Below are 12,842 nucleotides of genomic sequence, written 5' to 3'. Positions count from 1 at the left end.
ATCACAGGCAGGAGACACGTTCGATAACATGTTTAACCTCCTGCGGAGGCGCGCTGGCGCGATCGCACTTAGCGCGGCGAATTCATCTGAATAATCAGCCACTGATAAATAACGTCAACAATGTACTTTTGTTGCATTTCTGTTAATGGTTGACCGCACGCAATATGGTGCCACTTTTCCAGACAGCCGCGACAGCAGGTAGCTGTTGCGTGCTGGGCTATAAATACCGGATGGCCGCGCATGGGTGTCTGCTTACCATCATTTTGCGGTTTGGCGGGTGACAGCCGCTGCGCGACGAACTCTGCCGCGTGGCGGGCAATCACTTCCGCGCCTTTATCCACACAATATTGCCGCTCTTTCACACCAAGGCGAAACCGGGAGCGAAACGTGGAACGCCCCAGACGCGCAAACAACGGTGTTAAATCAGCCATCAGTAGACAGATCTCCCCAGTTTTTGCGTTAACGCCTCCAGCACCGCGACACCGGCCAGCGAGTTTCCCGCCGCGTCCAGCTCCGGGCTCCAGACGGCAATCACCATTTCTTGCGGCACAACCGCAACAATACCACCACCAACGCCTGATTTCGCTGGTAAACCGACGCGCCAGGCAAATTCTCCTGCATTCTGATACATGCCACTGGTTGCCATCAGCGCATTTACCTGACGCGCCTGTAACGCGGAAATCACCGGGGAAGCAATATGCGCAGCATGGCCACCGTTGGCGAGAAACAAGAAGGTTTGTGTCAGCTCCGCACAACTCATTTTGAGTGCGCAGTAGTGAAAATAGTTTTGTAAAACCGTCGGGACATCATTATGGAAGTTGCCAAAGGATTTCATCAGCCAGGCGATGGCGTTATTGCGTGCCGAGTGTTCCAGCTCGGAGCGGGCCACCGCGCTGTCGTAGGTGATATCGGGCACGCCGGAGAGCTTGCGCACCACTTCCAGCATCCGCTGGCGCGGCGCGCTGAGACGGCTTTGCAGCATGTCGCAGACCACCAGCGCCCCGGCATTGATAAACGGGTTACGCGGTTTGCCCTGCTCCATCTCCAGTTGCACCAGAGAATTAAATGGATGTCCGGAGGGATCTTTACCAACCCGCTGCCAGATCTCCTCTTCTGCGTAGTGATTCATCGCCACCACCAGACTCAGTACTTTAGAGATCGACTGAATGGAGAAACGCTCGTTGGCATCTCCCGCGCGGAAATGTTCGCCGTTAACGGTGCTGACCGCCACGCCCAGTTTGTTGCCGCTGATCGAGGCCAGCGCCGGAATATAGTCGGCGACCTTACCTTTCCCCAGCAGCGGACGAACCTGCGCAAGCACCGCTTCCAGAACCTCATTTCCCATCACCGTTACCGTTGCCAAGTTAACCCCTTACCGACAGGCCAAAAATGGCCTGCGAGTATAACAGAGCTACCCGGCGGCGTCAGGCCGGAAGACGAAAACGCGCAACCGCTTGCAGTAGCTGATGAGAATCATGATGCAACTGCTCAGAAGCCTGCGTGGCGGTCGAGACCAGTTCATCGGTACGGCGGGAGACGCTGTTCAGTGTGTGCAGGCGGCGTGTCATCTTGTGGATGCTTTCCCCCTGGCTCAGCGTAGCGGCCGATATTTCACTCAGCACTGCGCTTAAATGCCCTACCAGCCCGGTAACCTTTTGCAGGTTATCTTCCAGGCGACTGACGGCAGCAGTGCCGTCGTTAATACCCTGCAATGAGTGGTTGATCAATTGCTGAATGGTTTGCGTGGAGTGGCTGCTTTTGCGCGCCAGCAGCCCGACCTCTTTCGCCACCACCGCAAAACCGCGGCCGTGATTACCGGCATGAGCCGCTTCGATAGCGGCATTCAGCGCCAGAATATTGGTCTGGAAAGCGACACCATCAATCATCGACACAATGTTGCGCATCTCTGCCGAACGCTCGACGATTTCACGCATCGACTGCGTCACCGTATCCATCATCCGGTCACCACCCTCCGCCACTTTACGCGCTTCATCCGCTTGTTGACGGGCCTGCTCGGCAAAACCGCTGTTGCCCTCCACATGCGACTCCAGCGTGGCGATATGTTCCGTCACATCAGTCAGTTCCTGCGCCTGCTTCGCCGACTGTTGATACAGCGACTGGTTGCCTTCTGCCAGGCTGCCAATGGTTTCAACCATTGAAGCGGTGGCATCACTGACCTGCATCACCAGTTGTTGCAATCCCTGTTGCATAGTGCCGATACTCACGCCCAGTTGATCAATTTCGCGGTTAAAACACTGTACCGATGGCAACGGCGTCCCCAAATCCCCGGCGGCAAGCACATTGATATGGGCAATCAGCCTGCGCAGCGGCGTAATGACCCAGCGCGACATGGCAAACCACACCAACACAGCAATCACCAGCAGCAATGCCGGAACCAGCATGAATACATGCTGCAACTGCGCAAGCGTCGACATTAGCGCCTGTCTACCCTGCTCCGCACGCATTTCGCTGGCCTGCTGGAAGCGGGCGTAATTGTCGTTAAAATCGGCCTGAAACGCCTGCGCCGGTACGGCGAAAAACGCATCAATCGCCTGGGTTTTTACCAGTCCGTCCGCCTGCTCTTTCAGCGCGCTATAAAACATCTGGTAGCTATTAATCAACCCCTCGTCTTTCGGTGGATTGAGCGCCAGCCAGGCCTGCCAGGCTTTTTGTGAATCGTCGAGCGCTTTTTTGGTTTCATCCATCAGGCTGTGCCAACTGCCATCTGAACCGGTTTCTTTATCCTGCATAAAATAGACGCCCGCGCGGTTCAGCAGATCGCTTGCAGTCAGCAGCGCGATACGGGCTTCATCGACCCGTACTTGTTGCAGATGCGCCTGCTGGTTTCGTTGTTCGCTGGTTTGCGCATCGTGTAACGATGCAGAAAGGACGATGGATGAGGTGATTTGTAGCGCGGAAAAGAGACCGATGATGCAAAAAATTCCGGCCAACAAACCAAACTGTCGTGGAGCAATACGCCGAAAAATACGGCGGAAAATTTGCATTAAACTCATGATATTCTTCTGTAACCACAAAGTTGCCGTGAGTCTACAAAAGGATCATGACGCTTCCATTACAGCCAGAGGAGATGCGCCCCGCCGGGGCGCGTTTACTTTACAGCCGGTCTTTCCACACGGTCTGGATATTGCAAAACTCATGCAGACCGAAGTGCGACAACTCGCGGCCAAAACCGCTTTTCTTCACGCCGCCAAAGGCTACGCGGGCATCGCTGGCGCTGAAACCATTGATAAACACCCCACCGCACTCCAGGCGCTCAGCAAACCGCTGCGCCCGCGCAAAATCTGCGGTAAATATCGTGGCCGACAAACCGAAATCACTGTCATTTGCCAGTTGCAGCGCATGCTCAGCATCGCGTGCAATGCTGATGGCGGCAACCGGGCCAAACAGCTCCTGGCGGAATGCCGTCATCGCTGGCGTTACCTGCGTCAGTACCGTGGCCGGGTAGTAGTTGCCTTTGCCCGCTACCTTTTCCCCACCGAGCACCAGCTTCGCGCCCTGTTGAATGCTGGCCTGAACCTGCGCATGCAGTTCATCACGCAGATCAAAACGCGCCATCGGGCCAAGGTAGTTCTCTTCGACGTCCGGCGCGCCCTGTTTCAGCGCGGCAACCGCAGCAACGAATTTGTCGGTAAACGCCTGCGCAATGCCCTCTTCAATGATAAAACGTTTGGCCGCCGCACAAACCTGCCCTGTGTTCTGATAACGCCCGGCCACCGCCGCTTTCACTGCCAGATCCACATCAGCATCGTTGAGCACAATAAAGGGATCGGAGCCACCGAGTTCCAGCACGCATTTTTTCAGCGCCGCGCCAGCCTGGGCACCAATTGCTGCTCCGGCGCGAACGCTGCCGGTCACGGTGACGGCGGCAATGCGTGGATCGTTAATCGCCTGGCTGACGCCCTCATTGCTGGCATTCACCCAGCCAAATACCCCGTGCGGGATCCCGGCCTGAACGAAAATCTCCGCGATCAATTGCGCGCAGCCCAGCACGTTTGGCGCATGTTTCAGCAGGTAGCTGTTGCCCGCCAGTAAAATGGGTACTGCACCGCGCAACACCTGCCACAATGGGAAGTTCCACGGCATTACCGCCAGAATCGGCCCCAGTGGACGATACTCAATCGTGGCGCAATTCTCTTCTACCCGCGTTGCTTCGCTGCCGAGCATCGCCGGGCCATGATCGGCATACCAGTCGCACAGCGCAGCGGATTTATTCACTTCGCCACGAGCCTGCAATATGGGTTTGCCCATTTCCTGGCTAATCATCTGCGCCATCTCTTCACCTCGCGATCTGAGTGCCACGCCGAGATCGCGCAGCTTTTGCGCACGCTCAGTAACGGCGACCTGTCGCCACTGGCGATAACCGCTGGCGGCCAGCTCAAGTGCGGCATCCACCGCTTCGCGGCTCGCCCACGGCGTCGCGCGCAGGGTTTCCCCGGTGGTCGGATTGACTGAAATCGCATGTGTTGTCGCGGAAATTGACATAACGTCTCCCATAAAGGTGTTCAGGACTTGCTCAATAGTGGTTGAATTTGCTATTCCTTAAAACTGAATAATATTAACTCCAGTATTCACGATGAGAGAATGGTATGGACTTAACACAGCTTGAGATGTTTAACGCAGTGGCGCAGACCGGCAGCATTACCCAGGCGGCGCAAAAGGTACATCGTGTACCATCAAACCTCACCACGCGCATTCGCCAACTGGAGTCCGATCTTGGCGTCGATCTCTTTATCCGCGAAAACCAACGCCTGCGGCTTTCGCCCGCCGGGCACAGTTTTTTGCGTTACAGCCAGCAAATTCTGGCGCTGGTCGATGAAGCACGCATGGTGGTGGCAGGCGACGAACCGCAAGGGTTGTTCTCACTCGGCTCGCTGGAAAGCACCGCCGCCGTGCGTATTCCGGCGACGCTGGCGAAGTATAACCAGCGCTACCCACGTATTCAGTTCGATCTTGCCACCGGCCCTTCCGGTACGATGATCGACGGCGTGCTGGAGGGGCAACTCAGCGCCGCGTTTGTTGACGGACCGATTATGCATCCGGGGCTGGAAGGTATTCCGGTCTACCGTGAAGAGATGATGATCGTCGCTCCGGTCGGCCATGAAACAATTATCCACGCCTCGCAGGTCAACGGCGCCAGCATTTATGCTTTTCGCGCCAACTGCTCCTACCGCCGCCATTTTGAGAGCTGGTTCCAGGCCGATCGTGCAACGCCGGGCAAAATCCATGAAATGGAGTCTTACCACGGCATGCTGGCCTGCGTGATTGCTGGTGCCGGGCTGGCGTTGATCCCGCGAAGCATGCTGGAAAGCATGCCCGGCCATCACCAGGTGGAAGCCTGGCCGCTGGCGGAGAACTGGCGCTGGCTCACCACCTGGCTGGTGTGGCGGCGCGGTGCGAAAACCCGCCATCTCGACGCGTTTATTGAATTACTTAACACCGATTCACAGGATCAATGAAAACATAAAACGCGGCCCTCCCCTCAATAAAGGTTTGCCGCTCCATATACTCTCCATTATCTGTGCAACATAAATAAATAATCCTCTGTAAGAATCTGCCTTCTTACAGGAGGAAATATGAACAACACAAATTATCATATTAAACATATTGAGTATTTTTTCAGGAAATGTCGAAGCCTTGTTATATCAGACCTCACTTTTCATACTACCCGGCTAAATAAAGTAACCGGGACGCACTCCGACTTAAAAAATCCATTAACACTAAGTGAGAAAATTTGTCATCGCCTCGTATTTGATCATAATTCATTTTATACACTCCTTGCTGATAAACTGGCTGTCAGAGAATATGTACAGCAAAGAACGAAGCTGGTCAAAACGGTTCCTTTGATTGGTGTTTATAATCGAGTTGATGATATCGATGTTAACGCACTACCTGTTCAATTTGTCTTGAAGTGTAATCATGATAGTGGCAGTTCCGTGATATGTACCGACAGGAATAAATTCAATTTCTCTAACGCATTAAAGAAACTAAAGTTTTCTCTTAAAAAGAACATGTATTATACAACCAGAGAATGGCAATATAAGAATATTAAACCAGTTATTCTCTGCGAAAACTATGTCGATTTATTTTCAGGAAAGGATAAAAGTACTACGCCGGAAATATTAAGAATACACTGTTTTCATGGTGTTGCCTGTTTTATTGAAGCGGATTTCACGGATGACAGTGACAATGAATTTATCAATACCTATGACAGGTCATGGAAGTTACAGCCATTCCAGATGGAGCATCCAAATACGCCAGAACCAGTTCCGGAACCAGAATCATTTTACGATGCCATCACTGGCGCTCAGGAACTGGCAAAAGAAATAGACTATTGCCGTGTCGATCTTATGCTTAAAGGAAAAGAGATCTATTTTAGTGAAATTACATTAAGCCCGAGAAGAGGTAAACTCAAAATTACGCCTGCTTTCTGGGATGCCAAATTAGGAGAGATGTGGGATTTATCCTTATCCAAAAACAGGCTCAGTTGAGCCTGTTTGATCAGAGTTGTCGGGCAGGCCAGAATAGTTTAAACACAGAGTGATTTTCTCGGGTTAAGTGATAGCTTGCACTTCCTCCATGGGCGTGCATAATGGCTTTGACGACCGATAACCCTAAGCCACACCCGTCAGGATTATTATTTTTAGCATATTCTTCTCGCTGAAAAGGCTGAAATAAAAAACGCTGAAACTCTTCAGGGATCCCAGGCCCCTTATCCTGAACGATAATAAAATTTCCGCTCGCCGACATACCATTCTTAATTGACAATGCTTTCGGTGAAGAATATTTCAGAGCATTATCAAAGAGAACTGTCAGACACTGAATTATACGCAAAGGGTCGCAGATGCAATGTTGATGCTTAATGTCTGTGGTAAGGATAAATTCTTTGGCTTGAAATTCAGGTAAAAAGTTTTCAAGGGCGTTGGTGATGATGACTTTGAGATCAACCTCACTGAGCATTAGCGTATACCCGGCCCCTCCAGAAGAGCTTACGACACGAAGATCCTCAATTAAATTTGTCAGGCCTTCGGTCTGTTTGAGCAGGTTTCGGAATAAAGCAGGTTCTGGCGCAAAAACACCGTCAACCAGCCCTTGTAATCTCCCTCGTAGAATGGTAACCGGCGTTCGGAGTTCATGCGCGATTGCCGCATTCCATAAATTCCGCTGGATATCCAAAGTCTGTAGTTTTTCTGCCATTTCATTGAAATCGTTTACAAGATTGTTCACCTCTCCTAACTGAGAGCTGCCACCAGACGCTCTTGCATCAAGATTTCCCTGAGAAATTTGTTTCAGGCTATAAGCGACAGCATTTAAAGGGTTTAAAATTCTGCCAGACAGTTTAACTGCAAAAAAGAGTGATACAACCAGACTGATTATTGAAACTATCAGGATCCACAACCAATCCAGCAAGGTCATACTTTCTTCATTTCCTGCAATGGCTCCGCCTGGCAGATAATCAATTAAAAAACTATAGAATAAGTAAGAGCCCAGTATCGAGATACCAATAATAATAAAAGTAAGCGACAGCATATAAGTCAATATCTGACGACTCAGGATCGCGTCTTTATTCACTTATTCTCCCCCAATCGGTAACCAAGACCTCTGATACTTTCAGGAACACCTTTAAGTCCGGCATGCTCAAGCTTTTTCCGAAGCTTACTCATGTGGCTATCAACAGTGCGATCAAGGGAATCTCCCTCGGGCAGGCAGGCGTCAAGTAGCTCTTCACGTGAACACACTTTTCTCGGGTTTCTCGCCAGATAGCTCAGAAGTTTAAATTCAGTGGTGGTCAACGTGGGCGTAGCGTTCTCACTTGCGACAGTGATTTCCACATAGAATTCATCCGGGTAAATTGTCAGAAAAGGCGTTCTTAATGGCTTTGAATGTGTAGCATCTGCGTTCCCTTTGGTTCTGCGGAGCACTGCCTCAACTCTGGCGATAACCTCTGATGGATTAAAGGGTTTTATAACATAATCGTCGGCGCCGAGCCGTAAGCCCATCAGTTTATCAACGTCCTGGTCCAGTGCTGTAACCATGATGACAGGTACATTGGTCTCTTTTCGCAGTTCAGTCAGAACGTACCAGCCATCATACACAGGCAGGTGATTATCCAGTAAGACAAGGTCAGGTTTATGCCGGCGGGTCAGTTCGATCGCCTGCTCACCATCCTCAGCTCTTAGTGTTTTCATTCCTGCCTTATGTAAATAGGCGATCAGTATAGAAGCTATCTCATTATCGTCTTCAGCGACAATGATCATATTGCTTTTGTTCATTTTATTCTCCATAGCACCGATAATATATTTATTATACCTTTAAGGTATCGTCTGTCATACTTGTGCGCACATGATTGAGTCCAACCTGAACAAGCCATGACCAAAGGATATTAATGCATAAGCTTATCTTACAATACAAGTCAAAATAAAGTTTCATGGTGATTAACGTTTAATTTAAAGCATCTCCACACTACCTACATAATACGTGAATAAACAAGCAACAAACCAGGACGATAATCGTTAACCAGCTAATGGCGGGATCAGCGACATAATGATTTGTCACATAAATCAAGGGTCAGTGGCGAAAGGCGCAACCATGCGGTATGGTTACTGTATCATTTTGAGGTGAATAGTGGAGATGAGGAAAAACCGCTGTGAAAATATCATAAGCGCGATCTTATTCTCCTTAATATCATGGGGGTTATTATATGTCTGGCTCATCCTCGTACATTCTATTGGTGAGAGCGTAGCATCGACGCAACTCTCATCACCATTAATATTTATTTTTATAATTACCGCCGCGGTAGCCATTCTTGTTCAAAAAGAATCAGGAGTACTTAGAGTTCTTGTTGAGATAACGCTATGGTTATTATCAATATTTGCAACGTGTGTTATATTTTTTAACTCATACCTAATGGCCATGCCGGACATATACGACTTTGTATTTTATTATGAGTGTTTCGCCTTATTATTTTTTTGTAGTTTGCCCATATGTTTGTTTATGAGAATGTCTTAGATATCAATTTATATTAATTCCTGCGGTATGTTTTCAATATGGGGTTGCGATGAGCCTGAATGATGCCCGCAACGCCTTGAGGAATCCGCCCAACTCAGGGAGATCGTTAAGCGGGCCTCAACTGACAATAAAACCCGCTTTGCTGATGATCCATGTTGATTTTTTTGCCCCTTTGTATGCTGACTGGAAGTACATCTGATGCCGCATTTTTTCATTGAACGTCCTATTTTCGCATGGGTTGTCGCTCTGTTTATTGTCCTGACAGGAATGTTATCTATTCCTCGTTTACCGATAGCACAATATCCTGCTGTGGCGCCGCCAGGGATTATTATTTCGCTCAGTTACCCAGGCGCCAGCCCGGATGTAATGAACACCTCCGTCGTATCACTGATTGAGCGTGAGATATCTGGCGTGGACAATTTACTCTATTTTGAATCCGCCAGTGACACCACCGGTATGGCATCAATTACGGTAACCTTCAAACCCGGAACCGATATCAAACTCGCACAGATGGATCTGCAAAACCAAATTAAGATTGTGGAGCCTCGCTTGCCACAGGCTGTACGACAAAATGGGATAAATGTTGAAGCGGCCAATTCCGGTTTTTTGATGATGGTGGGATTAAAATCCCGAAACGGAAAGTATCAGGAGGCTGATTTAAGCGATTATTTTGCCAGAAATGTGACGGATGAACTCCGACGCGTATCCGGTGTAGGGAAGGTCCAACTTTTTGGCGGAGAAAAGGCACTCCGCATATGGCTGGACCCGATGAAGCTACACGGCTATGGGCTGTCTGTTACTGATGTATTAACCGCTGTCAGTCAACAAAACGTGATTGTCTCACCGGGCAGAACGGGAGACGAACCCGCAGTCAACGGGCAGCGGGTGACTTACCCGATAACTGTCAAAGGGCAGCTCTCTTCGGTTGAGGCCTTTCGCAATATCACGATTAAATCAGAAACTTCCGGTGCCCGTCTGAGGCTGGCTGATATTGCTCGTGTAGAATCCGGGTTACAAAGTTATGCATTTGGAATTCGTGAAAATGGCGTGCCCGCAACGGCCGCTGCGATTCAGCTTTCTCCAGGGGCAAATGCTATTAACACAGCATCGGGTATCCGCTCACGACTGGCAGAGCTATCAGGTGTACTTCCTGAAGGTATGGAATTTACCGTTCCTTTTGACACAGCACCGTTTGTTAAGTTTTCTATCCTGAAAGTGATTGAGACATTTGTAGAAGCAATGGTGCTGGTCTTCCTCGTTATGCTGCTATTTCTTCACAAGATTCGCTGTACGCTTATTCCTGCGATTGTGGCCCCTGTGGCGCTATTGGGCACCTTTACGATTATGTTATTAAGTGGTTATTCCATTAATATTCTGACCATGTTCGGCATGGTGCTGGCCATCGGAATTATCGTCGACGATGCCATTGTTGTCGTCGAGAATGTAGAACGCTTGATCGAAGAAAAAAATCTGTCTGCACAGGATGCAACGAGAGAAGCAATGGATGAAATTACGCCAGCAATTATTGGTATTACGCTGGTGCTTACCGCAGTATTTATTCCAATGGCTTTTGCCAGCGGGTCTGTAGGTATTATTTACCGACAGTTCTGTATTTCGATGGCAGTGTCTATTTTACTCTCGGCATTTCTGGCTCTAACATTAACCCCTGCGCTTTGTGCCACTATACTCAAGCCTCACCGCCGTCATCAGAGTAAAGGCAGAACATTTTCCGTGTGGTTTAATACCCATTTTCATCGCCTGACTGCGTTTTACGCCTCCAGCCTGGGATTTGTTCTTAAGCGTACCGGCCGTATGATGATGATCTATGCCGCTTTATGCCTCGCGCTGTATGCCGGCCTGTTTTCCTTGCCCTCGTCATTTTTACCCGATGAAGATCAGGGATATTTTATGTCGTCCATCCAACTCCCTTCCGATGCCACAATGCAGCGAACGCTTAAGGTTGTCGAAAAATTTGAAGATGAAATAGCCCTTCGTCAGGCGGTGAACAGTAATATTATGATTCTGGGATTTGGTTTTTCGGGCTCAGGTCAGAACACGGCGATGGCTTTCACCACGCTAAAGGGCTGGAAGCAACGCGAAGGGACGACTGCACAGGATGAAGCTAACCATATTCAGTCCACAATGGCGAGCGTACCCGACGCAGTCACGATGAGCCTGCTGCCACCAGCGATTTCTGATATGGGAACCTCATCCGGGTTCACTTATTATTTACAGGATAGGGGCGGTAAAGGTTATCAGGCGCTAAAAAAAGCGGCAGATGACCTTGTTGCGCAAGCAAATCAGAATCATCAATTGGCCGATGTCTATATTGATGGACTCGGTGAAGGGCCGACTCTTACCCTCAATATAGACAGGGAAAAAGCAGAATCGATGGGCGTGTCGTTTGATGAGATTAATCAAACCATTTCAGTCGCTACGGGTTCCAATTATGTCAATGACTATACCAATAATGGCCGGGTTCAACAGGTTATCGTTCAGGCTGATGCCCCGTATCGAATGCAACCAAAGCATTTACTGGCTCTATCGGTCAGGAATCGTCAGGGTCAGATGCTTCCTTTATCCACTTTTGTGACCCTGTCGTGGAATGTCGTCCCGCAACAGTTCACTCGCTATCAGGGATATCCTGCCATACGTATAACCGGAAGTGCTGCTCAGGGGGAGTCTACGGGTACCGCAATGGCGGCAATAGAAAAATTGGCAGCGCGTTTACCGTCGGAATTTTCAGGTGAATGGGCGGGGAGTTCACTACAGGAAAAGGAGTCCGCTTCACAGCTCCCTGGGCTCATTGTCCTGTCGATTCTTGTGGTTTTTATGGTACTTGCCGCGCTGTATGAAAGCTGGTCCATTCCCTTCGCGGTGATGCTTGTTGTTCCTCTGGGGCTCCTCGGTGCCGTACTGGCCGTCACTTTGGCCAGTATGACTAACGACGTTTTTTTCAAAGTGGGGTTGATAACCCTGATAGGCCTTTCCGCCAAGAATGCGATTCTTATTATTGAGTTTGCGAGGCAATTGATGAATGAGGGAAAGAACCTTATTGATGCGACATTGGCTGCGGCGAAGCAACGTTTGCGTCCAATACTCATGACATCGCTGGCGTTCACATTAGGCGTTGTTCCGCTGATGCTTGCCTCTGGGGCCAGTGACAGCACTCAGCATGCTATCGGTACTGGCGTTTTCGGCGGGATGATTAGCGGAACGCTACTGGCAATTTTCTTTGTTCCGGTATTTTTCGTGGTAATTACCCGATTTACAGGAATGCGAAAACAGAGTCAAAAAAAACACAACGACTAATATCTGTGCTGCTTAACAGCCAGCTCTGAGTATCTCGCGACTTGCTGGCACGACATCAGCACTGAAGTTATTAATATTGAATTGAGCTCATCGTGAACATGATTACCACCCAAAGATTAGTTATTCGCCCTTTTAAGGAAAAAGATGCGGCAGCACTGAATCGCCACGGGTTTAACAGACACCTCAGAGTCATTTAAGATGACTTAAAGAGAGGTGCCCATGAGCGGTAAACGTTATCCCGAAGAGTTTAAAATTGAAGCAGTCAAACAGGTTATTGATCGCGGTCATTCTGTTTCCAGCGTTGCAACACGTCTCGATATCACCACCCACAGCCTTTACGCCTGGATAAAGAAGTACGGTCCGGACTCATCCACTAACAAAGAACAGTCAGATGCTCAGGCCGAGATCCGCCGACTCCAGAAGGAGTTGAAGCGGGTTACTGACGAACGGGACATATTAAAAAAAGCCGCGGCGTACTTCGCAAAGCTGTCCGACTGAGGTAC

General features: G+C 49.5%; 9 protein-coding genes and 1 pseudogene. 4 read left to right on the top strand and 6 right to left on the bottom strand.

Annotated features, from left to right (window positions below):
* Positions 1-68: 68 nt before the first annotated feature.
* The 4 genes from GA0061070_RS07635 to sad form a co-directional block, all read right to left on the bottom strand.
* Positions 69-431 carry a DUF4186 domain-containing protein gene (locus GA0061070_RS07635; protein WP_090135016.1) on the bottom strand — a complete coding sequence of 121 codons (363 nt, stop codon included), beginning with the start codon at positions 429-431 and terminating at the stop codon, positions 69-71.
* Complete coding sequence (gene glsB, locus GA0061070_RS07630; RefSeq protein ID WP_090135014.1) at positions 431-1,345, bottom strand: glutaminase B; 915 nt, start codon at positions 1,343-1,345, stop codon at positions 431-433. Before glsB ends, GA0061070_RS07635 begins: the two co-directional genes overlap by 1 nt.
* Before the next feature lie 79 nt (positions 1,346-1,424).
* Entirely contained in the window at positions 1,425-3,014 is a 1,590-nt protein-coding gene (locus GA0061070_RS07625) for a methyl-accepting chemotaxis protein (RefSeq protein WP_090135012.1), read from the bottom strand.
* A 100-nt stretch (positions 3,015-3,114) separates the two neighbouring features.
* Positions 3,115-4,503, bottom strand: a complete 1,389-nt coding sequence (sad, locus tag GA0061070_RS07620) for a succinate-semialdehyde dehydrogenase (RefSeq protein WP_090135010.1) — start codon at positions 4,501-4,503, stop codon at positions 3,115-3,117.
* Positions 4,504-4,607: 104 nt separating this feature from the next.
* On the opposite strand from sad, the gene ptrR reads away from it, so the two are divergent.
* On the top strand, positions 4,608-5,477 hold the full coding sequence (gene ptrR, locus GA0061070_RS07615; protein ID WP_090135009.1) for a putrescine utilization regulator PtrR: 870 nt from the start codon (positions 4,608-4,610) through the stop codon (positions 5,475-5,477).
* A gap of 117 nt (positions 5,478-5,594) precedes the next feature.
* Positions 5,595-6,509, top strand: coding sequence for an ATP-grasp fold amidoligase family protein (locus GA0061070_RS07610; protein WP_090135008.1), 915 nt, complete (start codon positions 5,595-5,597; stop codon positions 6,507-6,509).
* 10 nt (positions 6,510-6,519) lie between these two features.
* On the opposite strand, the gene GA0061070_RS07605 is transcribed toward GA0061070_RS07610, so the two are convergent.
* Together GA0061070_RS07605 and GA0061070_RS07600 are read right to left on the bottom strand one after the other, a co-directional pair.
* Positions 6,520-7,590, bottom strand: coding sequence for an ATP-binding protein (locus GA0061070_RS07605; protein WP_090135006.1), 1,071 nt, complete (start codon positions 7,588-7,590; stop codon positions 6,520-6,522).
* Positions 7,587-8,291: a response regulator gene (locus tag GA0061070_RS07600; protein ID WP_090135004.1), complete on the bottom strand. Its 705-nt coding sequence runs from the start codon at positions 8,289-8,291 to the stop codon at positions 7,587-7,589. The genes GA0061070_RS07605 and GA0061070_RS07600 overlap by 4 nt, the downstream gene beginning before the upstream one ends.
* Before the next feature lie 934 nt (positions 8,292-9,225).
* Between GA0061070_RS07600 and GA0061070_RS07590 the strand changes: the two genes are divergently transcribed.
* Positions 9,226-12,339, top strand: coding sequence for a multidrug efflux RND transporter permease subunit (locus tag GA0061070_RS07590; protein WP_090134999.1), 3,114 nt, complete (start codon positions 9,226-9,228; stop codon positions 12,337-12,339).
* Positions 12,340-12,558: 219 nt separating this feature from the next.
* Positions 12,559-12,842, top strand: a pseudogene (locus tag GA0061070_RS07585) (transposase); the annotation flags it as partial.

It is taken from the genome of Kosakonia oryziphila (genome assembly GCF_900094795.1).
GTDB classification, from domain to species: Bacteria; Pseudomonadota; Gammaproteobacteria; order Enterobacterales; family Enterobacteriaceae; genus Kosakonia; species Kosakonia oryziphila.
The sequence above is the reverse complement of the archived record's forward strand: the minus strand, read 5'-3'. Positions and strand labels throughout refer to the sequence as shown.

Excerpts from the sequence above, each read along its gene's own strand:
- GA0061070_RS07590 (WP_090134999.1), top strand. The coding sequence starts at position 9,226 with ATGCCGCATTTTTTCATTGAACGTCCTATTTTCGCATGGGTTGTCGCT.
- sad (WP_090135010.1), bottom strand. The coding sequence starts at position 4,503 with ATGTCAATTTCCGCGACAACACATGCGATTTCAGTCAATCCGACCACC.
- GA0061070_RS07610 (WP_090135008.1), top strand. The coding sequence starts at position 5,595 with ATGAACAACACAAATTATCATATTAAACATATTGAGTATTTTTTCAGG.
- glsB (WP_090135014.1), bottom strand. The coding sequence starts at position 1,345 with ATGGGAAATGAGGTTCTGGAAGCGGTGCTTGCGCAGGTTCGTCCGCTG.
- GA0061070_RS07600 (WP_090135004.1), bottom strand. The coding sequence starts at position 8,291 with ATGAACAAAAGCAATATGATCATTGTCGCTGAAGACGATAATGAGATA.
- GA0061070_RS07635 (WP_090135016.1), bottom strand. The coding sequence starts at position 431 with ATGGCTGATTTAACACCGTTGTTTGCGCGTCTGGGGCGTTCCACGTTT.
- GA0061070_RS07625 (WP_090135012.1), bottom strand. The coding sequence starts at position 3,014 with ATGAGTTTAATGCAAATTTTCCGCCGTATTTTTCGGCGTATTGCTCCA.
- ptrR (WP_090135009.1), top strand. The coding sequence starts at position 4,608 with ATGGACTTAACACAGCTTGAGATGTTTAACGCAGTGGCGCAGACCGGC.